Origin of the sequence: Micromonospora sp. B006, from assembly GCF_003408515.1 — a bacterium.
Lineage (GTDB): Bacteria > Actinomycetota > Actinomycetes > Mycobacteriales > Micromonosporaceae > Micromonospora > Micromonospora echinospora_A.
The window spans coordinates 3881493-3906568 of the sequence record NZ_CP030865.1 but is presented as its reverse complement, the minus strand read 5'-3'; the positions used below and the strand labels follow the sequence as shown (position 1 = coordinate 3906568).

19 protein-coding genes are annotated in these 25076 nt (G+C 73.5%); 13 read left to right on the top strand and 6 right to left on the bottom strand.

Annotation, left to right across the window (positions count from 1 at the left end; genetic code table 11):
- Positions 1-11: 11 nt before the first annotated feature.
- Both MicB006_RS17310 and MicB006_RS17305 read right to left on the bottom strand, forming a co-directional pair.
- Positions 12-1310 carry a DUF58 domain-containing protein gene (locus MicB006_RS17310; RefSeq protein WP_116507474.1) on the bottom strand — a complete coding sequence of 433 codons (1299 nt, stop codon included), beginning with the start codon at positions 1308-1310 and terminating at the stop codon, positions 12-14.
- A gap of 1 nt (position 1311) precedes the next feature.
- Positions 1312-2364 (bottom strand): MoxR family ATPase, encoded by a 1053-nt coding sequence (locus MicB006_RS17305; RefSeq protein ID WP_116507472.1) that lies wholly within the window; start codon positions 2362-2364, stop codon positions 1312-1314.
- A gap of 394 nt (positions 2365-2758) precedes the next feature.
- On the opposite strand from MicB006_RS17305, the gene leuS reads away from it, so the two are divergent.
- Positions 2759-5599 carry a leucine--tRNA ligase gene (gene leuS / locus MicB006_RS17300; protein WP_116507470.1) on the top strand — a complete coding sequence of 947 codons (2841 nt, stop codon included), beginning with the start codon at positions 2759-2761 and terminating at the stop codon, positions 5597-5599.
- Between the two features lie 25 nt (positions 5600-5624).
- Here leuS and MicB006_RS17295 read toward each other — a convergent pair whose 3' ends face one another.
- From MicB006_RS17295 to MicB006_RS17280, 4 genes are read right to left on the bottom strand one after another with little or no spacing between them, the layout of a single operon-like run.
- Positions 5625-6839 carry a hypothetical protein gene (locus tag MicB006_RS17295; protein ID WP_116507468.1) on the bottom strand — a complete coding sequence of 405 codons (1215 nt, stop codon included), beginning with the start codon at positions 6837-6839 and terminating at the stop codon, positions 5625-5627.
- 60 nt (positions 6840-6899) lie between these two features.
- The gene (locus tag MicB006_RS17290) at positions 6900-7586 is read right to left on the bottom strand and encodes a TVP38/TMEM64 family protein (protein ID WP_370013493.1); all 687 of its coding nucleotides are present in this window, start codon (positions 7584-7586) and stop codon (positions 6900-6902) included.
- Between the two features lie 29 nt (positions 7587-7615).
- On the bottom strand, positions 7616-8338 hold the full coding sequence (locus MicB006_RS17285; RefSeq protein WP_073831013.1) for a type 1 glutamine amidotransferase: 723 nt from the start codon (positions 8336-8338) through the stop codon (positions 7616-7618).
- Positions 8328-9575, bottom strand: a complete 1248-nt coding sequence (locus MicB006_RS17280) for a MurT ligase domain-containing protein (protein WP_116511504.1) — start codon at positions 9573-9575, stop codon at positions 8328-8330. Before MicB006_RS17280 ends, MicB006_RS17285 begins: the two co-directional genes overlap by 11 nt.
- Positions 9576-9930: 355 nt before the next feature.
- Here MicB006_RS17280 and mraZ point away from each other — a divergent pair, with 355 nt between their 5' ends.
- The 12 genes from mraZ to ftsZ all read left to right on the top strand — a co-directional run bounded on the left by mraZ (position 9931) and on the right by ftsZ (position 25070).
- Entirely contained in the window at positions 9931-10362 is a 432-nt protein-coding gene (mraZ, locus tag MicB006_RS17275) for a division/cell wall cluster transcriptional repressor MraZ (protein ID WP_073831045.1), read from the top strand.
- A 204-nt stretch (positions 10363-10566) separates the two neighbouring features.
- Positions 10567-11676 carry a 16S rRNA (cytosine(1402)-N(4))-methyltransferase RsmH gene (gene rsmH, locus MicB006_RS17270; RefSeq protein WP_116511501.1) on the top strand — a complete coding sequence of 370 codons (1110 nt, stop codon included), beginning with the start codon at positions 10567-10569 and terminating at the stop codon, positions 11674-11676.
- The gene (locus MicB006_RS17265; RefSeq protein WP_073831012.1) at positions 11673-12254 is read left to right on the top strand and encodes a hypothetical protein; all 582 of its coding nucleotides are present in this window, start codon (positions 11673-11675) and stop codon (positions 12252-12254) included. The genes rsmH and MicB006_RS17265 overlap by 4 nt, the downstream gene beginning before the upstream one ends.
- 3 nt (positions 12255-12257) lie before the next feature.
- Complete coding sequence (locus MicB006_RS17260) at positions 12258-14471, top strand: penicillin-binding protein 2 (RefSeq protein WP_116507464.1); 2214 nt, start codon at positions 12258-12260, stop codon at positions 14469-14471.
- 52 nt (positions 14472-14523) lie between these two features.
- Positions 14524-16086, top strand: coding sequence for a UDP-N-acetylmuramoyl-L-alanyl-D-glutamate--2,6-diaminopimelate ligase (locus MicB006_RS17255; RefSeq protein ID WP_192900089.1), 1563 nt, complete (start codon positions 14524-14526; stop codon positions 16084-16086).
- The gene (murF, locus tag MicB006_RS17250) at positions 16083-17492 is read left to right on the top strand and encodes a UDP-N-acetylmuramoyl-tripeptide--D-alanyl-D-alanine ligase (protein ID WP_116507462.1); all 1410 of its coding nucleotides are present in this window, start codon (positions 16083-16085) and stop codon (positions 17490-17492) included. Before MicB006_RS17255 ends, murF begins: the two co-directional genes overlap by 4 nt.
- Positions 17489-18616, top strand: a complete 1128-nt coding sequence (mraY, locus tag MicB006_RS17245) for a phospho-N-acetylmuramoyl-pentapeptide-transferase (RefSeq protein ID WP_073831008.1) — start codon at positions 17489-17491, stop codon at positions 18614-18616. The genes murF and mraY overlap by 4 nt, the downstream gene beginning before the upstream one ends.
- A gap of 240 nt (positions 18617-18856) precedes the next feature.
- On the top strand, positions 18857-20272 hold the full coding sequence (locus MicB006_RS17240) for an FtsW/RodA/SpoVE family cell cycle protein (RefSeq protein WP_192900303.1): 1416 nt from the start codon (positions 18857-18859) through the stop codon (positions 20270-20272).
- Positions 20272-21378 (top strand): undecaprenyldiphospho-muramoylpentapeptide beta-N-acetylglucosaminyltransferase, encoded by a 1107-nt coding sequence (gene murG / locus MicB006_RS17235; RefSeq protein ID WP_073831006.1) that lies wholly within the window; start codon positions 20272-20274, stop codon positions 21376-21378. Before MicB006_RS17240 ends, murG begins: the two co-directional genes overlap by 1 nt.
- Positions 21379-21409: 31 nt before the next feature.
- A complete protein-coding gene (gene murC / locus MicB006_RS17230) occupies positions 21410-22891 on the top strand; it encodes a UDP-N-acetylmuramate--L-alanine ligase (RefSeq protein WP_116507458.1) in 1482 nt (493 codons plus the stop codon).
- Positions 22888-23706, top strand: a complete 819-nt coding sequence (locus tag MicB006_RS17225) for a cell division protein FtsQ/DivIB (RefSeq protein ID WP_116507457.1) — start codon at positions 22888-22890, stop codon at positions 23704-23706. The genes murC and MicB006_RS17225 overlap by 4 nt, the downstream gene beginning before the upstream one ends.
- A 248-nt stretch (positions 23707-23954) precedes the next feature.
- The gene (ftsZ, locus tag MicB006_RS17220) at positions 23955-25070 is read left to right on the top strand and encodes a cell division protein FtsZ (protein ID WP_073831004.1); all 1116 of its coding nucleotides are present in this window, start codon (positions 23955-23957) and stop codon (positions 25068-25070) included.
- Positions 25071-25076: the final 6 nt, after the last annotated feature.

The window sequence follows — 25076 nt, the reverse complement described above, 5'->3', positions numbered from 1 at the left end:
ATTCCTTCCGGTCATCGCATGCCTCCGGCGACCGTCTCGGCCAGGGCCGCCCGCAGCGCGAATCCCTGCGATCCGCGCCCGGCCTGCGGCCACAGCGCCGGCAGACGGTTGCCGTGCTCCACCCCGATGACCCGCCAGCCGCTCTGCAGCAGCGCGAGCGCGGCGGCGCCGTGCGCCCGTTCCGCCTCGGTGCGGGCCTTCGGCGGCAGGTTCAGCCAGGTGTTGCTGTCGAGCAGGAACGCCACGCAGGTCGCGCCGTTGCCGCGCAACCCGGCCAGCAGCTCCGCCTCGGCGGCGCCGAGCGTGCCGAGCAACGCGATGATCAGGCCGCCGTCGGCCCGCTGCCGGACCTGCTGCACCAGCGTGGTGATCTCGCCGCGCCGGTCCAGGTGCACGTCGGCGAGCTGGTCCAGGAGCAGGCCCTCACCGCCGGCCTCGGTCGCCGCGACGTCGGCGCCGTTGCCGGTGACCAGGCGCAGCTTGTAGCCGGCCTGGCGCAGGTGTACGGCGATGCTGGCGGCCGCCGAGACCGCCCACTCGAAGCTCGCCGTCGGCCCCTCGCCCCGGTGCCCGCCGGCCCGGGTGTCCAGCACCACCGTGGCGCGGCTCTCCCACGGCTGCTCCTCGCGGCGCACCATCAGCTCGCCGGTGCGGGCGGTGGACTTCCAGTGCACGCGGCGCAGGTCGTCGCCCATCCGGTACTCCCGGGTGGCGGCGTCGTCCTCGCCGTGCACCGCCACGGAGCGGGCCCGGCTGTCGCCGCTGCCGGCGTACTCACCTGGTAGCCGCACCGACGGCAACGGAGTGACCTGCGGGATCACCGTGAGGTGGTCGGTGCTGGGGAACGAGCGGGTCAGCTCGCACAGCCCGAACGGGTCGGTCAGCCGGATCACCAGCGGGCCCACCTCGTACCGGCCGCGCACGTCCGCCCGGACGGTGTACGCCACGGAGCTGGCCTGGTGCGCGCCGAGCCGCTCCAGCACCACCCGGGGGCGGCTGCCCAGCGCGTACGGCAGGCGGTCCTCCAGCAGCAGCGTGCCGGTGGGCAGCCGGGACAGGTTCTGCAGCCGCAGCACCACCCGGGAGCTGGCCCCGACCGGCACCCGGTGCGGCTCCAGCGACCGGTTGCAGGCCAGCTTGTACCGGCTGCGCCCGACGTACGCGGCGGCCAGCAGCGGCAGCACGGCGAGCAGGACGGCCACCCGGAGCAGGTCCTTCTCGCCCAGGATGCCGGCGGAGATCGCGGCGGCCACCGCGGCCGCCAGGAAGGAGCGGCCGCGGGTGGTCAGCCCACGCAGGCCGTCGCGCACGTCACGGCCTCCGCGGCTCGTACGGCCCGCGGCCGTTGCCGCTGCCGGGCCGGGTGTCGTACGGCGAGCGCTGCCGGTCGTGCGGCAGCGGCAGGCGGTGCACCAGCTCGGCGACGATCGCGTCGGTGGTGCGCCGGGCCAGCTGGGCGTCGGCGGTCGGGATGATCCGGTGCGCCAGCACCGGCACCGCGAGAACCTGGAGGTCGTCCGGCAGCACGTAGTCGCGACCCTCCAGGGCGGCCACCGCGCGGGCGGTGCGCAGCAGCTGGAGCGTGGCCCGCGGGGACGCCCCCAGACGCAGGTCCGGCGCCTCCCGGGTGGCGGTGACCAGGTCGATCGCGTACTGCTTGACCGCGTCGGCGACGTGCACCTGCCGGACGTGGCCGATCAGCCGGCGGACGGTGGCCGCGTCGGAGACCGGGCGCAGCGCCGACAGCGGGTCGGTGGCCCCGTGCCCGTCGAGCATGGCCAGCTCCGCCCGCGGGTCGGGGTAGCCCATCGCGATGCGGGCGGTGAAGCGGTCCCGCTGCGCCTCGGGCAGCGGGTACGTCCCCTCCATCTCGATGGGGTTCTGCGTCGCGATCACCATGAACGGCGTCTGCAGCTGGTAGGTGACGCCGTCGACGGTGACCTGCCGCTCCTCCATGCACTCCAGCAGCGCCGACTGGGTCTTCGGCGAGGCCCGGTTGATCTCGTCGCCGACCACCAGGTTGGCGAAGACCGCGCCGGGGCGGAACTCGAAGTCGTGCGTCTCCTGGTTGTAGACGCTGACGCCGGTGACGTCGCTGGGAAGCAGATCGGGGGTGAACTGGATCCGCCGGACCGAGCAGTCGATGGAACGCGCCATCGCCTTGGCGAGCTTGGTCTTGCCGACGCCGGGCACGTCCTCGATGAGCAGATGGCCCTCGGCCAGCAGCACCGCCAGGGCGAGCCGGACGGTGGCGGTCTTGCCCTCGATGACCTGCTCGATGTTGGCCACGATGGCCTCGCTGGCGGCACGGAACTCGTCGTGCGGCAGCAGACCGCCCACCTCGTCCCAGGTCTGTTGTGTCACGGGCCTCCTCCTCGTCGCCTGGACGGCAGCTCTGTATAGAGCACCTGGACCCGCCGTTGGGTTCGCGACGCCGAGCCTCGTCTGCCGCATTAATCTCACTGGCCTCTCAGGCTAACCATGTTTGTCGTTATCGCCGACTCCCGCAGGTGGTCGGTCGGTTACGCCCGGAATATTCGCCGGACCGGGGGATCGGCCGCCGACCCGGAACGGGCGCGCCGAGCGGCCGGCGGGCGAGGTACACTGCCGTGCATGGCCAGGTTCTTCCTGCTTCTTACCGAGCCGTGTTGATGCGCTGAAGCGCGACAGCACGGCCGCCCCTCCTGCGCGAGGGGCTTTTTTGTGCCCGCAGCAGACCTCCCATATTTTTCGAATTGATCCGCGCCGAGGAGACGCCATGAGTGAGGCAGCCGCACCGGCGACCGACATTCCCCCGTTCCGGTACACCGCCGCCCTGGCCGACGAGATCGAGCACCGCTGGCAGGACACCTGGGAGCGGGACGGCACCTTCCACGCGCCGAACCCGGTCGGCCCGCTGGCCGACCCGGGTCATCCGCGCGCGGGCGCCGAGAAGCTGTACGTGCTGGACATGTTCCCGTACCCCTCCGGCGCCGGCCTGCACGTCGGCCACCCGCTGGGCTACATCGGCACCGACTGCTACGCCCGCTACCAGCGGATGGCTGGGCGCAACGTGCTGCACGCGATGGGCTTCGACGCGTTCGGCCTGCCCGCCGAGCAGTACGCGGTGCAGACCGGCACCCACCCCCGGACCACCACAGTGGCGAACATCGAGCGCTACCGGGCGCAGCTGCGCCGGCTGGGGCTGGGCCACGACGAGCGGCGCTCGGTGGCGACCATCGACACCGAGTTCTACCGCTGGACCCAGTGGATCTTCCTGCAGGTCTTCAACTCCTGGTACGACACGGACGAGAAGAAGGCCCGCCCGATCGCCGAGCTGATCGCCGAGTTCGAGGGCGGCACCCGCGCCACCCCGGACGGGCGGCCGTGGGCCGAGCTGTCCGTGGGGGAGCGGCGGAAGATCGTCGACGACCACCGCCTGGCGTACGTCTCGGAGGCGCCGGTGAACTGGTGCCCGGGGCTGGGCACGGTGCTGGCCAACGAGGAGGTCACCGCCGACGGCCGCTCCGAGCGCGGCAACTTCCCGGTCTTCAAGCGCAACCTGAAGCAGTGGATGATGCGGATCACCGCGTACGGGGACCGGCTGCTGGAGGACCTGGACACGCTGGACTGGCCGGAGCCGATCAAGCTGCAGCAGCGCAACTGGATCGGCCGGTCGACCGGCGCGCACATCGACTTCCCGACCGACGCGGCCCCGGTGCGCGTGTTCACGACCCGGCCGGACACCGTCTTCGGCGCCACCTACATGGTGCTGGCGCCCGAGCACGAACTGGTCGACGTGCTGACGCCGGCCGCCTGGCCGGAGGGCACCCGGGACGCCTGGACCGGTGGGCACGCCGGTCCGCGTGCGGCCGTCGAGGCGTACCGGAAGGCCGCCGCGGCCAAGACGGACGTGGAGCGGCAGGCGGACAGCAAGGAGAAGACCGGCGTCTTCGTCGGCGCCTACGCGACGAACCCGGCGACCGGCGGGCAGATCCCGATCTTCATCGCCGACTACGTGCTGGCCGGGTACGGCACCGGCGCGATCATGGCGGTACCCGCGCAGGACGAGCGGGACTGGGACTTCGCCGAGGTCTTCGAGCTGCCGATCGTGCGGACCGTGCAGCCGCCGGAGGGCTTCGCCGGCAAGGCGTACACCGGGGACGGCCCGGCGATCAACAGCGCCGCGCCGGAGCGCGGCATCGACCTGGACGGCCTGGGCGTGGCCGACGCCAAGGCCCGCATCATCGAGTGGCTGGAGGCGAACGGCCACGGCGCCGGCGCGGTCACCTGGCGGCTGCGCGACTGGCTGTTCTCCCGGCAGCGCTACTGGGGCGAGCCGTTCCCGATCGTCTACGACGAGTCCGGCGCGCCGATCGCGCTGCCCGAGTCGATGCTGCCGGTCGAGCTGCCCGAGGTGGAGGACTTCTCGCCGAAGACGTTCGACCCGGAGGACGCCGACAGCAACCCGGAGACCCCGCTGTCGCGGCGGCGCGACTGGGTCGAGGTGGAGCTGGACCTGGGTGACGGGCCCAGGCGCTACACCCGCGAGACCAACGTGATGCCGCAGTGGGCCGGCTCCTGCTGGTACGAGCTGCGCTACCTGGACCCGACCGACTCGCAGCGCTTCGCCGACCCGGAGAACGAGGCGTACTGGATGGGCCCGCGCCGCGACGGCGACTGCGGTGGCACCGACCTGTACGTCGGTGGCGCCGAGCACGCCGTGCTGCACCTGCTGTACGCGCGCTTCTGGCACAAGGTGCTGTACGACCTGGGTCACGTCTCGTCGTTCGAGCCGTTCCGCCGCCTGTTCAACCAGGGCATGATCCAGGCGTACGCGTTCGTCGACCCGCGCGGCGCCTACGTGCCCGCCGAGGAGGTCGTGGAGGTCGACGGCCGCTGGTTCCACGGCGAGACCGAGGTCCGGCGCGAGTACGGCAAGATGGGCAAGTCGCTGAAGAACGTCGTCACCCCGGACGACATGTGCGCGGCGTACGGCGCGGACACGTTCCGGGTGTACGAGATGTCGATGGGCCCGCTGGAGGTGTCCCGCCCGTGGGAGACCCGGGCGGTCGTCGGCTCGTACCGGTTCCTGCAGCGGGTCTGGCGCACAGTCGTCGACGAGCAGACCGGCCAGCTGCGGGTCACCGACGCGCCGGCCGACGAGGCGACCCGGCGGCTGCTGCACAAGGCGATCGACGGGGTCCGCGCCGACATGGACGGCATCCGGTTCAACACCGCCATCGCCAAGCTGATCGAGCTGACCAACGGCCTGACCCGGCTGGCGGAGACCCCGCGTGAGGTGGCCGAGCCGCTGGTGCTGATGGTCGCCCCGTTCGCCCCGCACATGGCCGAGGAGCTGTGGCGCAAGCTGGGCCACGAGGAATCGCTGACGTACGCGGACTTCCCGGTCGCCGACCCGGCTCTGCTGGTGGCCGAGTCGGTCACGTACCCGGTGCAGGTCAACGGCAAGGTCCGCGGCCGGGTCGAGGTGCCGGCCGACGCGACCGAGGAGACCGTCCGCGCGGCGGCGCTGGAGGCGGTGGCCGGCGCGCTGGCCGGTAAGGAGCCGCGCAAGGTGATCGTGGTGAAGGGCCGCATGGTCTCGGTCGTCGCCTGACCGCTGCCGGCATGCCCGTGGTACGTCACGGGCATGCCGGCAGCGGCGGCAGCCGGTCCAGGAGCAGCAGTGAGTACGCGTGCCGTTCCGCCGGGACGGAGCTGTCGTCCAAATCCATCAGCAGCGCCGGGCCCGAGACCGCCGCCCCGGCGTCGTCCGCTGTGAGCCGGGCGTACGAGCCGGTCCGCAGGTCGGCCACGTACCAGCCCAGGTTGTACTCGAAGACGACCAGGTCGTTGACGACTGCGGGCCGGGCGACCCGGCTCACGGGGCCGCCGGCCGGGGGCGCGGGGTCCGGCGGGACGGAGGGCCCGCCGGACGCCGGTGCCGAGGTGGGCAACGCCGTCGACAGGATCCGGACGGATCCCTTCCAGTCCGACCGCCAGACGTTCAGCTCACCGTCGCCCGGGGAGATCCAGGCCATGGTGCGGCCGTCGGTCGTCATGTCCGGCGCTTCGACGCGGCCCAGGAAGGGCGCTTGCAGGGCAGTCGTGCTCCCGCTCGAACGGAGGGTGTTCAGGCGGCGTCTCGACCAGTCGTACCAGAGCAGGTCGGGGCCGCGGAACCCGATGGCGCTCACCCGGCCGACGGCCACCCTGCGGGCCGTTCCGGTTGCCAGATCGTGCACCGCCAGCTCGGTCTGGTACTCGTCGACGACCCGGGTCACGGCGAGCTTCCCGTCGTACAGATGGAACGGACGGGCACCCTGCACGGTGCCGGTGACCTGCCGCGGCTCACCCCCCGTCTGCGCGTCCCAGGCGAAGACCTCGGCGCCACCACTCCCGTGCGGCGCGGCCCGGCGAATGTCGGTGCGCGCGTAGACCAGCCAACGCCCGTCGAAGTCCGCGAGCAGCGGGAAGGTGAACAGGTCCGGCATGGTGGCCACGATCCGCCGGTCGCCGTTGCGCTCCTGCTTGACCAGCACCTTCGGGAGACCGTCGCGTTCCACAGTGGCGAACACGGAGCGGCCGTCCGGCGCCGGGGTGAGCCCGACCCACCGTTCCCCGGGCTCCCGCGGCAGACGACCGTCCCGGACCGCGTCCTGCCAGCTCTGTGGCACGGCGACCGGGCAGAAGTCGCTACGCGGCGCGGCAGTCACCTGCGTCGAGGGCAGGTGCTCGGTCCCCGAGGGGAGCGCCACGTTGTCCGGGACGCACGCGGCGAGCAGCGCCGCCGCGAGAACCGGAGCGAGGACGGTCGCGGTCCGGGAGCGGGTCCCGGCGTGGGACGAGAGCCTCATGCCCGCGAATGGTAGGCAGCGCCGACAACGCGCGGCGCCCGGCCGGCCTCCGCCCGCGGGTCAACCAGCCGGGCCGGCAGCGCGTCGCCGCTCCGCCCGCCACCACCGGTGGACCAGCAGCACGCTGGCGATCAGGCCGAGGCTGGCCGGCGCGGCGGCGTACCAGTTGATCGACCCGGGACTGGTCGCGGCGGCACCGATCGCCGCGTAGCCGATGGCGGTGGGAGCGGAGGCGATCACACTGCCGGCCAGGAACGGCATCACCCGGGCGGCGGTGGTGCCGTAGCCGTAGCTGACCAGCCCGAACCCGGCGATCGGCAGCAGCCGTACGGTGATCACGCCGACGACGCTCTGCCGGGCGAACCAGCCGTCGAGGCGGGCCAGCCGGCCGCGTACCCGCTCGGCGACGAAGTCGCGCCCGAGCACCCGGCCCACCGTGAAGCCGATGGCCGCCGCGAGCAGCGCCGCGCCGAGCGCGTACGCGGCGCCCTGCACCGGGCCGAAGATCGCGCCCGCGGCCAGTGTGACGAACGTGCGCGGCACCAGCGCCACCAGCAGCAGCGCGCCGCCGAGAACCGCCGCGGGCGGGCCGTAGCCGCCGAGCGAGTCGGCGAGCCGGGGCAGGTCGGCCGGATCCGGCCGGGGCACCAGCAGCAGCGTCACGCCGAACCCGGCGAGCAGCAGCAGGAGCAGCCCGAACCGGCGCGCCGAGGGCTGCCGCAGCAACCCGGCGAGCCGGCGGGCCACCGGTCGCCGCCCCGGCCGGGCGGCGTCGGTCACGGCCTCGGGGCGGCGGCCACCGCGGTGCGGCGCTCGGAGCGGAGCCGGTCGGCCCAGGTGTCGTCGAGCGGCGGAAGCTGGTGGATGCCGGTCGCCCAGCGCAGCAGCAGATCCGCCAGGTCGGGGTTACGCGCCAGCGCCGGGCCGTGCGAATAGGTGCCGAGCAGCTTGCCCCGCCACGCGCCCTCGGTGGCGCCGTCGTTGCCGACGCCCGCGGTGACCCGGGCCAGCGGGGACACGCCCGGGCCGAGGTGGGTACGGCCGCCGTGGTTCTCGAACCCGGACAGGTGCGGAATGCCCAGCCGTGGGTCGACCTCGCCGGCCAGCTCGCCGACGGCCCGGGTGGGGCCGCGGTCGGAGGAGAGGTCGAGCAGCTCCAAGCCGGCGCAGCGGGTGCCCTTGGCGAAGAAGGAGGTGCCGAGCAGCTGGTAGCCGGCGCAGACGCCGAAGACCACCGAGCCCTGGGCCACCGCCCGGTGCAGGCCGCCGTCGGCGAGCAGGCGCTGGGCGCCCAGCGCCTGCGGGCCGTCCTCGCCGCCGCCGATCAGGTAGATGTCGGCGGTGGCGGGCAGCCGCTGGTCGGAGCGGACCTCCAGCACCTCGACCGGCATGCCGCGCAGCTGGGCCCGGCGGGCCAGGATCAGCGCGTTGCCCCGGTCGCCGTAGGTGGACAGCAGGTCGGGATAGATCCAGACGATGCGCAGGCTCTCAGTTGACACGGTCAAGCTCCGCTCGGATGTCCTGGAAGGCGGTGTAGTTGGCGATGACCTCCAGCCGGCCCGGCGGCACCGCGCGGACCGCCTCGTCGAAGCTGCGGACGTGCTGGAACGGCACGCCGTTGACCTCCAGCCGCACCGCCAGGTCGTACGCCCGGTCGCCGGTGATCAGCACCTGCCGGCCGGTCAGCGGGGAGAAGTCCACGTCGAACAGCCAGGACGTGTCCAGCCCGTCGGGGTCGCGGGCGTTGATGGACAGCAGTGTCGGCGCGACGTCGGCCATGTCGAACGCCTCCAGCCAGCTCGCCGGGTTCTTCGCCAGCAGCAGCCGGATGTTGCGCCCGTCGCGGTCCACCTGGGCGTAGCGGCCGGCCACCGAGGTGACGCTGCCGAGCCGGGAGACCGCGTCCACCGGGCGTACGCCGAACTCGGCGGCGACGGCCAGGGCGGTGGCCGCGTTGCCGAGGTTGACCTTGCCGGGAAGCTGGAGCTGGATCTTGTGCCAGGCGCCGGTGGGGTCGAGCACCCCGTCGTCCTCGACCGTCCAGTTCGGCTCGGGGCGGCGCAGCGGGCAGCCGGTGCACCACCACTGCTCACCGGAGCGCTGGATGGTGGAGCCGCACTCGGGGCAGACCCAGGAGTCGTCGTGCCAGCGCTGCCCGGCGCTGAACCAGGTGACGTGCGGCGGCACGTGACCCTGGGCCGGGTCGGCCGGCGGGCAGGCGGCCCACACCACCATCGGGTCGTCGGCGTTGGCGACCACCCGTACCCGCGGGTGCCGGACCAGGGCGGCGCGCCAGAGCTGCGCCATCATGGCGACCTCCTTGGCCCGGTCGAGCTGGTCGCGGGAGAGGTTGAGCAGCGCCACCACGTGCGGCTCGGTCGCCTCCAGCACCTCGGCGAGGTAGTGCTCGTCCACCTCCAGCACCGCGTACGGGGTGCTGCCGGCCTTTGCGAGCGCCGAGGTGTGGCCGGTGGGCATGTTCGCGCCGAAGGAGTTCGTGGCGACCCGGCCCAGCACGCCGACCGCGGCTGTGGTGAGCCGGGTGGTGGTGGTCTTGCCGTTGGTGCCGGACACCAGGGCGATGGCGCGCCCGGTCGAGAGGTGGGCGAGCAGGTCCGGGTCGATCTTGAGGCCGATCCAGCCGCCGATCACCGAACCGTCGCCACGGCCCGCAGCCCGCGACAGCGCCGCGGCGGTGCGCGACACGGAGCTGGCCACCTTTGCCCGCAAGGGCATCTTCGCGTCCGTCACGCGAGCGAGGTTACCGGACCGCCACCCCCACCAGATCGCCGCCGACGGCGAACCGTTCGGCCGGGGACTGCCCGGCGGACGGCCGGAGCGCGCTGGGCCGGACGGCGTCGGTCGATGTCGGGTAGCGGACGGTGCCGGGCGCTCCCCACCCCCTCCACTCCGCCCCACCCGCGTTGACGTGCGGTTTTGCGCGCGGAAACGCCACGCCACGCGGGCGATTCTGGTTGCAGGTGGAGGGAAGTGGAGTAGAGTGGGGCGCGATGGTGAGGCCGGGAGGGCCACACCGGCCCGGGGGGTCAGCGGCGCCGCGAACGCCGCTCAGGGCGAGGGGGTTGGGCCGATGTTCCTCGGCACCCACACTCCGCGCCTGGACGACAAAGGCCGGTTGATCCTGCCGGCGAAGTTCCGGGACGAACTGGCGGGGGGTGTCGTGATCACCAAAGGGCAGGAGCGCTGCCTCTACGTCTTCCCGATGCCCGAGTTCCAGCGGATCGCCGACCAGTTGCGCGCGCAGCCGATGACGAGCAAGGCGGCCCGGGCCTACAGCCGGGTCTTCTTCGCCAGCGCGCACGACGAGGTGCCGGACAAGCAGGGGCGGGTCACCATTCCCGGCCACCTGCGGTCGTACGCGGCACTGGACCGGGATCTGGTCGTGATCGGGGCGAGCACCCGGGTGGAGATCTGGGACAGGGCGGCCTGGGAGGCCTACCTCGCGGAGAGCGAAGACGACTTCGCCGACATCGAGGAGGGGGTGCTGCCCGGCGGTCTGTAGGGCGTGACGGCGCCCGACGTACTGCGAGATCTCCAGCCGCTTTCGAGTTCCTGGCACCCCTTCCCCGGTGCCAGGCGCACGATCCGACACGGAGGGCCGCGGCCTCCGGCGGGCGGGAGCGGATGGGGATCTGGCGGTATGGCGAGGCGTCGTGGCGACGACGGACACGTGACGGAACGGTTGACGAACGGGGTGGGGGTCGAGATGGGGGAGCTACGCGGCACGCACGTGCCGGTGCTGCTCGAGCGGTGTCTCGAGCTGCTGGCCCCCGCACTGGGCCGGCCCGGTCGCACCGTCCACGTCGACGCCACGCTCGGCTTGGCCGGGCACGCCGAGGCGGTGCTCACGGCACATCCGGACACGGTGCTGATCGGCCTGGACCGGGACACCGAGGCGCTCGCCCACGCGCGGGTCCGCCTGGCCCGGTTCGCCGACCGGATCCACCTGGAGCACGCCGTCTACGACGAGCTGCCCGAGGTGCTCGACCGGCTCGGTTACCCGGCCGTCGACGGGGTGCTGTTCGACCTCGGCGTCTCGTCCCTGCAACTCGACGCGCCCGACCGCGGGTTCGCGTACGCGCAGGACGCGCCGCTGGACATGCGGATGGACCAGACCCGGGGGGTGACCGCCGAGGAGGTGGTCAACACCTACTCCCACCCGGACCTGGCCCGCCTGCTGCGGGTGTACGGCGAGGAGAAGTTCGCCGGGAAGATCGCCTCGGCGATCATCCGGGAACGGGAGCGGGCCCGGATCACGTCGTCGGCCCGGCTGGCCGAGCTGGTCCGGGACAGCATTCCGGCGCCGGCCCGACGAACCGGTGGACACCCGGCAAAGAGAACGTTTCAGGCTTTGAGGATCGAGGTAAACAGAGAGCTGGCAGCGCTGGAGACAGCGCTGCCGGCCGCTCTGGACAAGCTCACAGTGGGCGGCCGCATGGTGGTCCTGTCCTACCACTCGCTGGAGGACCGGCTCACCAAGCACGCGCTCGCCGGCCGGGTCCGCAGTAAGGGCCCGGTCGACCTCCCGGTCGAACTGCCCGGGTCGGGCCCGACGTTCCGGCTGTTGAGCCGGGGCGCCGAGCTGCCCGGGGAGGCGGAGGTCGCCGCGAACCCGCGCGCCGCCTCGGTGCGGCTGCGGGCAGCGGAACGGCTCGACCCGGAGGCGGCCCAGCAGGGGCGTACCGACCGCGAACGGTACCGCCGCCGGGCGAAGGCGATGCACCAACCGGGGACGGGGTCACCGGGGTCCGTGACGGACCCCGCGTCGGCTCCGGGGGACGGGATCGGGACGGACGAGGAGGGGGAGGGGACATGAACGTCGAGAAGCGCGACGGCCGGGGAGCCGTCGGGCAGCGCGCACCGCGGTCGGGGGGCCGGACCGCGGCGCAGCGCACCACGGGGGACACGACTTCGACCGACCGCCGGGAGGCCACTCGCGCCCGGGGGGCGCGCGAGTTCCCGACGCAGGGCAGCGCCGCTCTGCGGCCGGCCGAGCGTACCCGGGTCACCGGTACGCCGGCGCCGCGTCTGCGGGTCGCCCCGCCGGCGCCGATCCGGGTGCCCCGGGCGCCCTTCGTCGCACTGATCCTGGTGCTCGTGGTCGGTGGGGTGCTGGGCATCCTGACCGTCAACACCAAGATCAACGAGAACGCCTTCAAGCTGGAGAAGCTCCAGCAGCAGCAGGCCAAGCTCGACGTGGACGAGCAGGAGCTCAAGAAGGAGATCGCCGAGCAGAAGGCGCCGGGCAACCTGACCGCCAACGCCCGCAAGCTGGGCCTGGTCGAGTCCGAGGACCCGGCCTACATCCGGCTGCCGGACGGGCAGACCATCGGGGTGCCGCACCCCGCCCAGGGCGCCCCGTCGGTCACCAGTCAGCAGGGCAACGGAGGCTGAGCGGTGCCGCCGAGATCGGAGGATCCGCGCCGGGACGCCACGGGCTCCCGGCGCGGATCGTCGCGGGGGTCGGAGCCGCGCGAGCCGGGTCTCGGCGGGATCTCCGACGCCCGGGCGTACACGCCACGCGGGCGGACCGTGCGCGAGGGCGGCGGCGCCGAGCAACGGCGTACCCCCCGCAGCACCCGGTCCGGCGACCCGTTCCGGCCCGCGCTGCAGGTGCTCGACGGCGGCCGGACCGGGCGCGGCGGCCAGCGCGATACCGCGGGTGACGGCGGCCGGACCGGTCGCCGGGCCACCGCGGCGGGCGGCCGTGCGGGCGTGGTGCGGACCGTCTCGCCCCGCCCGGTGCGGGAGCCGTTCGACGACGAGGAGGACACGCCGCCGCCGCGCCGCCGGTCCCAGCCGCGCCGTCCCGCCGCCCAGCCGCGCCGCCCGGTCCGCAAGCCGCGCCGGCCGCCGCGGCTCGGCGACCCGCGCCGGCGGCTGCGCCTCGGCACGCTGCTGGCGCTGACGTTGTTCGCCAGCATCGGCGTGCGGCTGGTCTACCTCCAGACCGTCGACACCCCGGCGTACGCCGACGGCGGCCTGCCCAACCGGCTCGCCGTGGTCGAGCTGCCGGCCCCGCGCGGGGCGATCCTCGACCGCAACGGTGAGCCGCTGGCGCACAGCGTGGAGGCCCGGTACGTCTTCGCCGACCCGACCCGGGTCAAGGACCGGTTCGCCACCGCGCGGGCGCTGTCCCCGCTGCTCGGCGTGCCCGCCTCGGACCTGGCCGAGAAGATGCGCGAGCGCACCCTGCCCGGCACCGACACCCCGTTGCAGTTCGTCTACCTGGCCCGGGGCGTCGAGATCGGCACCGCCAAGCAGATCATGGCGCTCGACCTGGCCGGCATCAACACGCACCGGGACGAGCGGCGCGAGGTGCCCGGCGGCGACCTGGCCGCCAACCTGATCGGCTTCGTCAGCCAGGACATGAACGGCCTGGAAGGGCTGGAGGCCAAGTACGACGACGTGCTGCGCGGGCAGGCCGGCAAACGGACCTACGAGGTGGGCCAGGGCGACCTGGCCGCGCCGATCCCGGGCGGCTACAGCCGGACCACCCAGCCGAAGCCGGGCAGCTCGCTGCAGCTCACAGTCGACCGGGACCTGCAGTTCATGACGCAGCGGATCCTGGCCAAGCAGACGGCGGCGGTGAAGGGCAGCGTCGGCGCGGCGGTGATCATCGAGATCCCCAGCGGCGAGGTGCTGGCCCAGGCCAGCCAGCCGACGTACGACGCGGCCAACCCCACGAAGGTCAGCTCGCCGTCGGACCGGGACGACGCGGCCACCACGTTCGTCGTCGACCCGGGCTCGATCCACAAGGCCATCACCTTCGGCGCGGCGCTCCAGGAAGGCGTGATCACCCCGGACACCGCGTTCCCGGTCGCCAACACCGTCGAACGGGGCGGGGTCACCTTCCGCGACACCCACCCGGTCGACGGCCGCACCCTGAGCATCCCCGGCATGCTCGCCTTCTCGTCGAACGTCGGCACCATCGAGATCGGCGAGAGGCTGGGCAAGGAACGGCTGTTCGACTATCAGAAGCGGTTCGGGCTGGGCCAGGCGACAGGTGAGGGCATGCCGGGTGAGGCACCCGGCCGGCTGCTCCCGCCCGACCAGTGGAGCGGCTCGGCGTACGGGTCGGTGCCGATCGGGCACAGCGTGGACGCCACGCCGCTGCAGATGGCCGCCGCGTACGCCGCCATCGCCAACAACGGCACGTACGTGCAGCCGCACCTGGTCAAGGAGACCGTCGGCGCGGACGGCGATCGCAGCCCCGCCGCGAAGCCGACCACCCGGTCCGTGCTCAGCCCGGCCAACGCGGCCGCGCTGCGCCGGATGATGGAGGCGGTCACCACCGTCGACGGTCCGGAGGGGCAGGCCACCGGACTGGCCGCCGCCGTGCCCGGCTACCGGGTGGCCGGAAAGACCGGCACCGGGCTGCGCTACGACAACGGCAAGCAGCAGCCCGGCGAGGTCGGCTCGTTCATCGGCATGGCCCCGGCGGAGAACCCCCGGTACGTGGTGGCGGTCTTCGTGTGGAGCCCCGGCGGCGGTGGCGGCGCGGTCGCCGCGCCCGCGTTCCGGGAGATGATGGGCTTCACTCTCCGCCACTACCGGGTGCCGCCGTCGCTGACCAACAAGTCCCCGAAGTTCGAGGTCTTTCCGCGCTGAGCGGGGACGGCGGGACATCATCGGTGAGTGGCGACGAACCACCGGGGCGGCTGTGCGGTCGGAACCGGACGACCGGGTAGGGTCTGACGCCGTGCCCGGCAATCCACGTCCCGCCACCGTGCTTCCCGTACGGCTCGACGATCTCGCCGCCCGCGTGGCGGTGACCCCGCCGGAGGGGGCCGCCGAGGTGGCTGTCACCGGCGTGACCCACGCCAGCCAGGAGGTCCGCCCCGGCGACCTGTACGCGGCCCTGCCCGGCGCCCGGCGCCACGGCGCGGAGTTCGCCGCCGCCGCCGCCGAGGCGGGCGCGGTGGCGCTGCTCACCGACCCGGCCGGCGTGGCGCTGGCCGCCGGCACGGACCTGCCCGTGCTCGTCGTCGACGACCCGCGCGAGGCGCTCGGCGAGGTGGCCGCGACGGTCTACGGCGACCCGACCGCCGGCCTGACCGTGATCGGCGTGACCGGCACCGCCGGCAAGACGTCCACCAGCTACCTGGTCGAGTCCGGGCTGCGCGCCGCCGGGCGTGTCACCGGCCTGATCGGCACCGTGGAGACCCGCCTCGGCGACCTGGTGATCGACAGCGTCCGGACCACCCCGGAGGCCACCGATCTGCACGCCATGCTCGCGGTGGCCCGCGAGCACGGGGTGGACACCGTGGTCATGGAGGTGTCCAGCCACGCCCTGGCGATGGGCCGGGTCGGCGGGGTCCGCTTCGACGTCGGCGGCTACACCAACTTCGGCTCGGACCACCTGGACTTCCACGCCGACGAGGCCGACTACTTCGCGGCCAAGGCCCGGCTCTTCGACGGCCGCTGCCGCGTCGAGGTGCTCAACCACGACGACCCGGCGCTGCGCCCGCTGTACAAGCCGGGCACCGTCACCTACTCGGCGGCCGGTGACCCGGCCGCGACCTGGTGGGCCGACCGGGTCGACGGCGAGGGGTACGCGCAGCGCTTCACGCTGCACGGGCCGGACGGGCTCACGCTGCCCACCGGCGTGGCGCTGCCCGGCCGGCACAACGTGGCGAACGCGCTGCTGGCGGTCGCCCTCCTGGTCGCCGTCGGGGTGGACGCGCAGACCGCGGCGCGCGGCGTGGCCGCCTGCGGCGGCGTGCCCGGCCGGCTGGAACTGGTCAGCGGCGACGCCCCGGTACGCGGGGTGGTCGACTACGCGCACAAGGCCAACGCGATCGAGGCGGTGCTGACCGCGCTGCGCGACCTGACCGGCGGCCGGCTGATCTGCGTGCTGGGTGCCGGCGGCGACCGGGACCGGGGTAAGCGGCCGGTGATGGGCGGCGTGGCCGCGCGCGGCGCCGACGTGGTGCTGGTGACCGACGACAACCCGCGGACCGAGGACCCGGCCGCGATCCGGGCCGAGGTGCTGGCCGGCGCGTACGCCGCCGCGACCCCGGCCCGCGTCATCGAGGTGCCCGGGCGGCGGGCGGCGATCGAGGAGGCGGTCCGGGTGGCCGAACCGGGTGACGTGGTGGCGGTGCTGGGCAAGGGCCAGGAACGCGGCCAGGAGATCGGCGGCGAGGTGCTGCCGTTCGACGACCGGGTGGAGTTGGCGGCGGCGCTGCGCGCCCGCTTCGGCGACCCGGTGGGTCAGCGGTGATCCCGCTGACGCTGGCCGAGGTGGCCGCCGCTGTCGACGGCCGGCTGGCCGGCGCCGACCCGGACGCCCGGGTCACCGGGACGGTGGAGTTCGACTCCCGCAAGGTGAGCCAGGGCGGTCTGTTCGTGGCCTTTCCCGGCGAGCGGGTCGACGGCCACGACTACGCGGCCGGCGCGATCTCCTCGGGCGCGGTGGCGGTGCTCGGCACCCGGGAGGTGCCGGGCGTGCCGATGGTGCTCGTCGGCGACGCGCTCGACGCGATGGGCCGGCTGGCCCGCGCCGTGGTCGACCGGTTGCCCGGGCTCACAGTGATCGGGCTAACCGGCTCGTCGGGCAAGACCACCACCAAGGACCTGATCGCCCAGCTTGCGGTCCGGCTCGGCCCGACAGTGGCCCCGCCCGGCTCGTTCAACAACGAGCTGGGGCACCCGTACACGGCGTTGCAGGCCACCCCGGAGACCCGCTACCTGGTGATGGAGAAGGGCGCCCGCGGGGTGGGGCACGTCCGGTACCTGTGCGAGGTGGTGCCGCCGCGCATCTCGGTGGTGCTCAACGTCGGCGTGGCGCACCTGGGCGAGTTCGGCTCGGTGGAGACCATCGCGCTCGCCAAGGGCGAACTGGTCGAGGCGCTGCCCTCCGACGGGCTGGCGGTGCTCAACGCCGACGACCCGCGGGTGGACGCGATGTCGGCGCGTACGCAGGCGCGGGTGGTGCGCTACGGCGAGTCGGAGCGCGCCGACGTGCGCGCCGTGGACGTGACGCTCGACGGCCGGGGGCGGCCGTCGTACACGCTTGTCACCCCCGAAGGCAGCGCGCCGGTGCGGCTCGGGCTGACCGGCCGGCACCAGGTCTCCAACTCGCTCGCCGCCGCGGCGGTCGGCCGCGAGCTGGGCCTCGCGCTGCCCGACCTGGCGGCGGCGCTGAACGAGCTGGGCCTGGTCTCCACCCGGCGGATGGACGTCTTCGAGCGTCCCGACGGGGTGACCGTGATCGACGACTCGTACAACGCGAACCCGGCCTCCACCGGCGTGGCGCTGCGGGCGTTGGCCAGCATGCGCGGGCAGGGGCGTACGGTCGCGGTGCTCGGCTACATGGCCGAGCTGGGCGACTTCGAACGGGAGGGGCATCAGCAGGTCGGCCGGCTCGCGGCCGAGCTGGGAGTGGACCGGCTGCTCGTGGTGGGCGAGCCGGCGGCGCCGATCCACGAGGGCGCGACAGCGGTAGGCAATTGGGGAGGAGAGTCGGTGCTGCTCAGCGATCAGGCGGCGGCCGTCGAGGTGCTGCGGAGCGAGCTGCGTCCGGGAGACGTGGTGCTGGTGAAGGGCTCCCGGTACCGGACCTGGGAGGTGGCCGACGCGCTGCGCGCGGACGCCCGCGAGGGTGCGACGGAGGGCGGCGCCGCATGAGGGCGGTCATCGTCGCCATCGGGGTCGCGTTCCTGATCTCGCTGTTCGGCACCCCGATCGCGATCAAGGTGTTCGCCCGGCTGAAGGCCGGCCAGCCGATCCGGTCGAACCTCGGGCTCGCCAGCAACGAGGGCAAGAAGGGCACGCCGACGATGGGCGGCGTGGTCTTCATCCTGGCCACGGTCATCGCGTACGTCGCCGGGCACCTGGCCCTGACCACGCTGCCGGACGCGCAGATCGCCCAGGTCGAGCCGACCATCACGGCGCTGGTGCTGCTGGGGCTGATGGTGTTCTCCGGCGCGGTCGGCTTCATCGACGACTTCCTGAAGGTGCGCAAGCGGCACAGCGGCGGCCTCAACAAGCGGGGCAAGCTGGCCGGGCAGATCCTGGTCGGCGCGGTCTTCGGCGCGGTGGCGGTCTACTTCCCGTCGAGCATGACCGACGCCGGCGGGAACGCGACGAACACCGAGACGGTGGCCAGCACCACGCTGAGCTTCATCCGGGACATCCCGGCGCTGGAGATCGGCAAGATCGGCTCGGTGATCGTCATCATCATGGTGGTCATGGCGGCCACCAACGGCGTCAACCTCACCGACGGCCTGGACGGCCTGGCCACCGGCGCCTCGGTGATGGTGCTCGCGGCGTACGCGCTCATCGCGTTCTGGCAGTACCGGCACTGGTGCGCCGACCCGAACTACACCGAGGCGTACTGCTACACCGTGCGCGATCCGCTGGAGATCGCGCTGATCGCCGGCGCGGCCGCGGGCGCCTGCGTGGGCTTCCTCTGGTGGAACACGTCCCCGGCGCGGATCTTCATGGGTGACACAGGCGCGCTCGGGCTGGGCGGACTGATCGCCGGCATGGCGATGTCCACCCGCACGATCCTGCTGCTGCCGATCCTGGGCGGCCTGTTCGTGATCATCACGATGTCGGTGGTCATCCAGATCATCTCGTTCCGTACCACCGGCAAGCGCGTGTTCCGGATGTCGCCGCTGCAGCACCACTTCGAGCTGGCCGGCTGGAGCGAGGTCAACATCGTCGTCCGGTTCTGGATCATCGCCGGCATCGGCGTGGCCATCGCGCTGGGCCTGTTCTACAGCGAGTTCCTCGCCGCGGTGAGCTGACGCCCCCGGGTGTAAGGAAGGGCCCCTTATTAACAGACGTCTGTTAATAAGGGGCCCTTCCTTCAGATCCGACACGCCGACCGGGCGGTTGCGCCACGGGCGGGCGGGCCGAGCGGCCATGATGGGCCTGTGGGGGAGGGACGAGACAACCAGGTGACCACCGACCCGCCGGCCCGCCGTGCGCCGGCGGCCACGCCCCCGGCCGACCCGCCGGCGGCGCGCTGGGACGCGGCCGGTGGCCTGGCCGCGCTGCGCGGCCTGCTGGCCCGGCCGCTGGCCTCCTACTACCTGCTGCTGTCCAGCGCCGGCCTGCTGCTGCTGATCGGCCTCACGATGGTCTTCTCCGCGACCAGCGTGCGGGACTACGTCATGGACGGCGCCGCGACGGCGTCGCTGACCAAGCAGACCGTCTTCGCGGTGATCGGCATCGGCGCGTTCTGGGCCTGCCAGCGGCTGCCCGCGCGCACGTTCCGGGCGGTCAGCCGCCCGGCGCTGGGTGTGGCGGTGGCGCTGCTGCTGCTGCTCAACCTGCTGGTGGCGCTGAACTCGCTGTTCGGGGTGGCGTCGATCGGGCCGTTGAAGGCGCACCTGCTCTGGCTCTACCTCGGCCCGATCTCCGTGCAGCCGGTCGAGGTGGCGAAGTTCGCGCTGGCGTTGTGGGGCGCGCACGTGCTCGCCCGCAAGGGCGCGGCGCTCGGCTGGTGGAAGGAGCTGGCCACACCGCTGTTCCCGGTGGTCGGCCTGCTGTTCGTGCTGGTCGGCTACAACGACCTGGGCAGCATGCTCTGCCTGCTCGCGCTCGTGGTCGGCATGCTCTGGGCGGCGGGCGTACGGACCCGGGTCTTCGCCGCGCTCACCGGGATCGGCCTGGCCGGCGTCGGCCTGCTGGTGGCCGCGGCCTCGCTCGGCGCCGGCTCCGGCTCCCGGGGCGCCGACAACTACCGCCTCGGCCGCCTCACCATGTGGCTCGACCCGCCGTCCCCGCGTACCTGCTTCGAGCAGGAGCTGGACTACTGCTACCAGCTCGTGCAGGCCCGCTACGCGATCGGCAACGGCGGCTGGTTCGGCGTCGGCCTGGGCCAGAGCAGCTTCAAGTACGGCTGGCTGCCCGAGGCGCACAACGACTTCATCTTCGCCATCATCGCCGAGGAGTTGGGGGTGGTCGGCTGCACCGTGATCCTGGTGCTGTTCGCCGTGCTCGCGTACACCGGGATGCGCATCGCCCGCCGGGTCGAGGACCCGTTCCGCCGGCTCGCCGCCGCCGGCGTGACCGCCTGGCTGGTCGGCCAGGCCGTCATCAACATCGGTGGCGTGACCGGGCTGCTGCCGCTGACCGGCGTACCGCTGCCGTTCATCTCCGACGGCGGCAGCGCCCTCGTGGTGACGCTCGCCGCGATCGGCATGCTCGCCTCCTTCGCCCGCGCCGAGCCGGACGCGGCGCGAGCGCTGCATGCCCGTCCGCCCGCCCGATGGGTCCGACTAGTGTGGGCCCCGTTGCCGCCGCTTCCCGGCCGGCGTCGCCGACCGGCGCCGCCTCCGGCCGACCGAGGGTCCGTGCCCCGGTCCCGGCAGCGGCGGCAGGACGACCAGGCCGCGCCCCGCGGCGCCCGGTCCGACCGGGCGCGCTCCGGCGCGGCGAGCGAGAGGAGACGCTGATGGGTCCGCTGCGTTCGGTGGTGCTCTGCGGAGGGGGTACGGGCGGGCACATCTACCCGCTGCTCGCCTTCGCCGACTGCCTGCGCCGACACGACCCGAGCGTCCGGATCACCTGTCTGGGCACCCCGAAGGGGCTGGAGAACGAGCTGATCCCGCCGGCCGGCTACGACCTGCGGCAGATCCCGGCGTACCAGCTGCCCCGGTCGGTGAACATGAGCCTGGTGCGTACCCCGGACCGGATGTGGAAGGCGGCCCGCGCCGCGGGCAAGGTGATCGACGAGGTCCAGGCCGACGCCGTGGTCGGCTTCGGCGGGTACGTCTCGGTGCCCGGTTACCTGGCCGCGTGGCGGCGGGAGCTGCCGATCGTCATCCACGAGGTGAACGTGCCGCCGGGCGTGGCGAACCGGCTCGGGATGAAGTTCACCAAGAACGTCGCGGTGGGTTTCCCGCACCAGCCGGCCCAGGCCGAGGCGCTGCGCGACGCCCGGGTGGTCGGGGTGCCGCTGCGCCGGGGCATCGCCGGGCTGGACCGGGCCGCCCTGCGTGACGCCGCCCGCGCCCACTTCGGACTCCGCCCCGACCTGCCGGTGCTCTTCGTCGCCGGTGGCTCGCAGGGCGCCCGCTCGATCAACCTGGCCGTCTCCGGCGCGGCGAAGGAGCTGGCCCGCAACGGCGTGCAGGTGCTGCACGTCATCGGCGCCCGCAACGAGCCGGTCTCGGTGCCCACCGACCTGCCGGTGCCGTACGTCACGCTGCCCTACCTGTCCGAGATGGAGCTGGGCTACGCCGCCGCCGACCTGATGCTGGCCCGGGGCGGCGCGATGACCTGCGCCGAGGTGGCCGCGATCGGCCTGCCCACCGTCTACGTGCCCTACCCGCACAGCAACCAGGAGCAGAAGCGCAACGCGCTGCCGGTGGTGGAGGCGGGCGGCGGCCTGCTGGTCGACGACGCCGAGATGACCCCGGCCTGGGTGGAGCGGACGGTGATCCCGCTGATCCGGGACCCGCAGCGGCTCTGGGCGATGAGCCACGCCGCAGCCGGCTACGGCCGCCGCGACGGCGACGTGGCGTTGCTGAACTTCGTCTACGAGGCGGTGGCCCGCTGATGCGGGGCGCCGCGACGGGAAGGTACGTCTGATGAACACCGCGCAGTTCACGCCCGCCGGCACCATGACGGCGGAGGACCTGGGCCGGATCCACCTGATCGGCGTGGGCGGGGTCGGGATGGCCGGGCTGGCCCGGCTGTTCCTCACCCGTGGCCTGCCGGTCTCCGGCAGCGAGCTGCGGGAGTGGCCGTCGCTGGCCGGCCTGCGGGCGCTCGGCGGCACCATCCACTCCACCCACGAGGCGTCCAACCTCGACGGGGTGGACACTGTCGTCTACTCCTCGGCGATCCCGCAGGACCACCTGGAGATGGTCGAGGCGCGCCGGCGGGGCCTGCGGGTGCTGCACCGGTCCGAGGCGCTCGCCGCGGCGATGACCGGCCGCCGCACGGTGGCGGTGGCGGGCACCCACGGCAAGACCTCCACCACCTCGATGGTCACCATGGTGCTCCAGCAGGCCGGCACCGATCCGTCCTTCGTCATCGGCGGTGAGATCTCCGAGGTCGGCTCCGGCGCGCACCACGGCACCGGCGAGCACTTCGTGGTCGAGGCGGACGAGAGCGACCGCTCCTTCCTCATCTACCGCCCGTTCGTGTCGATCATCACGAACATCGAGGCGGACCACCTCAACACCTACGGCGACCTGGCTACGCTGGAGGCGGCCTTCGCCGAGTTCGCTCGGCTCACCGACCCGGCCGGCTTCGTGGTCACCTGCGCCGACGACCCGGGCGGGCGGCGGCTGGCCGAGACGCTGCGCGCCGAGGGCCGCCGGGTCTGGACGTACGGCGAGTCCGCCGACGCGGACCTGCGGATGAGCGAGGTGGTCTCGTCCGCGCACGGCGTGCGCTACCAGGCCGAGATCGAGGGCCGGGCGTTCGGCGAGTTCCGGCTGCCCGTACCGGGGCGGCACATGGCGCTCAACAGCGCCGCCGCGGTGCTCGCCGCGTACCTGCTGGAGCTGCCGGTCTCGGCGGCGGAGGCCGCGCTCGGCGCGTTCCCCGGCGTGCGGCGGCGCTTCGAGCGCAAGGGTGTGGCCGACGGCGTGCTGGTCTACGACGAGTACGCCTACCACCCGACCTCGATGACGCTGGCGCTGCAGACGCTGCGTGAGGTGGCCGGCGACGGCCGGCTGATCGTGGTGTTCCAGCCGTACCGGCTCTACCGCACCCGCGACAACCATGCGGAGATCGCCGCCGCGCTCGGCATCGCCGACGAGGTGGTGCTGCTGGAGGTGTTCGGCCCCGGCGAGGCGCGCCGCCCCGGTGAGGGCTCGGCCGCGCTGATCCAGGACGTGCCGCTGCCGGCGGAACGCAAGGTGTTCGTCGAGGCGTGGGACGACGTGCCGGCCGAGGTGGCCCGCCGGGCCCTGGCCGGCGACGTGGTGGTGACCATGGGCGCGCCGCCGATCTCGCTGATGGGTGACCAGTTGCTCGACGCCCTGCTGGCCCGCTCCGGCGGCGGCACGGAGCTCGGCGCCGGCGTCGGCCCGGACGGCGCGGCGGCCACCGCCGGATGAGTCCCGGCCCGGCCCGCGGCCGTACCCCCGGCCCGGACGGCGGGGCGGGCCGGCGCAGCCCGGCGCGGCGCTGGCAGCTCGTGCGGGCCAACTCGGACGCGGTGCCGCCGTCCACCCGCCGGTTCATGGCCCGGGCCCGGCAGCGGCGGATGCGCGCCGCGCTGCCCTGGGCGGTGGCGGCCGCGGTGCTGACCGTCGCGGGCCTGGTGGCGTGGACGGTGCTGGGCACCGGCCTGTTCGGCGTGCGCGAGGTACGGGTGGTCGGCGCGCGTCTGGTCACCCCGGTGCAGATCCGCGACGCGGCGGCGGTACGGGACAACGAGCCGCTGGCCCGGGTGGACCTGGCCGCTACCGCGCGCCGGGTCGGCACGCTGCCGCCGGTGGCCCGCGCCACGGTGGAGCGGGAGTGGCCGGGCACGCTGGTGATCCGGGTGCAGGAGCGCACGCCGGTGGCGGCGGTGCCGCAGGGTGACGGCTTCGTGGTGGTCGACGGCTCGGGTGTGGTCTTCCAGCGCCTGGACCGGGCGCCGGACCGGTTGCCGCTGGTCCAGGTGGCCCGGCCGGGCCCCGACGACCCGGGTACGCGGGCCGGCCTGGCGGTGCTCGCCGCGCTGGGCGAGAAGCTGCGCGCGGAGCTGGTCGCGGTGGACGTGGCCGGGCTGGCCCGGATCACGCTGCTGCTGCGCGGTGAGCGTCAGGTCTTCTGGGGCGACGCCTCCCGGGGCGCGGACAAGTCCACCGTGGCCACCGCGTTGCTGAGCCGTAAGGCGGACCGGATCGACGTCAGCGCGCCGGACGTGGTCACGTTCGAGTGACCCGCGGCTCAGCGATCGGGCGGTGTGTCCCCGATCGCTCGGTCGGCGACACGCCGGAACAGGTCCTTGGCTCCTGGCGCGGCGGCGCATACGTTGCCCCGAAGAGATCAGTGGTTGACATAACCTTAAGCCTCTAGTAGAGGGTGAGGGTTCAGCCTGTCGGAGGCCGCGAGGGACGTGTTCGACCGCTGATCCGGCCAAGCCGTGTGGGGTCGGCCCATGCCAATCTCGAAGGGAAAGGACCGGAGATGACACCTCCGCACAACTACCTGGCGGTCATCAAGGTCGTCGGCATCGGGGGCGGCGGCGTCAACGCCGTCAACCGGATGATCGAGGTTGGGCTCAAGGGCGTCGAGTTCATCGCGATCAACACCGACGCGCAGGCGTTGCTGATGAGCGACGCCGACGTCAAGCTCGACGTGGGCCGGGAGCTGACCCGGGGCCTGGGCGCGGGCGCCAACCCGGACGTCGGCAAGAACGCCGCCGAGGACCACCGCGACGAGATCGAGGAGGTCCTCAAGGGCGCCGACATGGTGTTCGTGACCTGCGGCGAGGGTGGCGGCACCGGCACCGGCGGCGCCCCGGTCGTGGCGAACATCGCCCGTAAGCTCGGCGCGCTCACCATCGGCGTGGTCACCCGGCCGTTCTCGTTCGAGGGCAAGCGCCGGCAGGTCCAGGCCGAGGCGGGCATCGAGGAGCTGCGCAACCAGTGCGACACGCTCATCGTGATCCCGAACGACCGGCTGCTCGCGCTCGGTGACCGCAACATCTCCATGATGGACGCGTTCCGCACCGCGGACCAGGTGCTCCTCTCCGGTGTCCAGGGCATCACCGACCTGATCACCACGCCGGGTCTGATCAACCTGGACTTCGCCGACGTGAAGAGCGTGATGAGCGGCGCCGGCAGCGCGCTCATGGGCATCGGCAGCGCCCGGGGCGAGAACCGCGCCGTCGAGGCGGCCGAGGCGGCCATCTCCAGCCCGCTGCTGGAGCAGAGCATGGACGGCGCGCGCGGCGTGCTGCTGTCCATCGCCGGCGGGTCGGACCTCGGCCTGTTCGAGATCAACGACGCGGCTCAGCTGGTCACCGACGCGGCCCACCCGGACGCGAACATCATCTTCGGCGCGGTCATCGACGACGCGCTCGGCGACGAGGTGCGGGTCACCGTGATCGCGGCGGGCTTCGACGGCGGCACGCCCGCGTACAAGGCGGTCGAGCCGCCGCGGAAGAGCAACCAGAACCCGCCGGCGCAGCAGAACGCGCCGGTGAGCCCGCCGGCCACCATGCCGGCCCCGCAGCAGCCGTCACGGCGGGTGCTCTTCGACGACGTCGACGTGCCCGACTTCCTCAAGAACGGCTCCTGAGCCGCG

Excerpts from the sequence above, each read along its gene's own strand:
- MicB006_RS17225 (WP_116507457.1), top strand. The coding sequence starts at position 22,888 with ATGAGTCCCGGCCCGGCCCGCGGCCGTACCCCCGGCCCGGACGGCGGG.
- MicB006_RS17265 (WP_073831012.1), top strand. The coding sequence starts at position 11,673 with ATGAACGTCGAGAAGCGCGACGGCCGGGGAGCCGTCGGGCAGCGCGCA.
- murG (WP_073831006.1), top strand. The coding sequence starts at position 20,272 with ATGGGTCCGCTGCGTTCGGTGGTGCTCTGCGGAGGGGGTACGGGCGGG.
- MicB006_RS17295 (WP_116507468.1), bottom strand. The coding sequence starts at position 6,839 with ATGAGGCTCTCGTCCCACGCCGGGACCCGCTCCCGGACCGCGACCGTC.
- mraZ (WP_073831045.1), top strand. The coding sequence starts at position 9,931 with ATGTTCCTCGGCACCCACACTCCGCGCCTGGACGACAAAGGCCGGTTG.
- ftsZ (WP_073831004.1), top strand. The coding sequence starts at position 23,955 with ATGACACCTCCGCACAACTACCTGGCGGTCATCAAGGTCGTCGGCATC.
- MicB006_RS17280 (WP_116511504.1), bottom strand. The coding sequence starts at position 9,575 with ATGCCCTTGCGGGCAAAGGTGGCCAGCTCCGTGTCGCGCACCGCCGCG.
- rsmH (WP_116511501.1), top strand. The coding sequence starts at position 10,567 with ATGGGGGAGCTACGCGGCACGCACGTGCCGGTGCTGCTCGAGCGGTGT.
- mraY (WP_073831008.1), top strand. The coding sequence starts at position 17,489 with ATGAGGGCGGTCATCGTCGCCATCGGGGTCGCGTTCCTGATCTCGCTG.
- murC (WP_116507458.1), top strand. The coding sequence starts at position 21,410 with ATGAACACCGCGCAGTTCACGCCCGCCGGCACCATGACGGCGGAGGAC.
- leuS (WP_116507470.1), top strand. The coding sequence starts at position 2,759 with ATGAGTGAGGCAGCCGCACCGGCGACCGACATTCCCCCGTTCCGGTAC.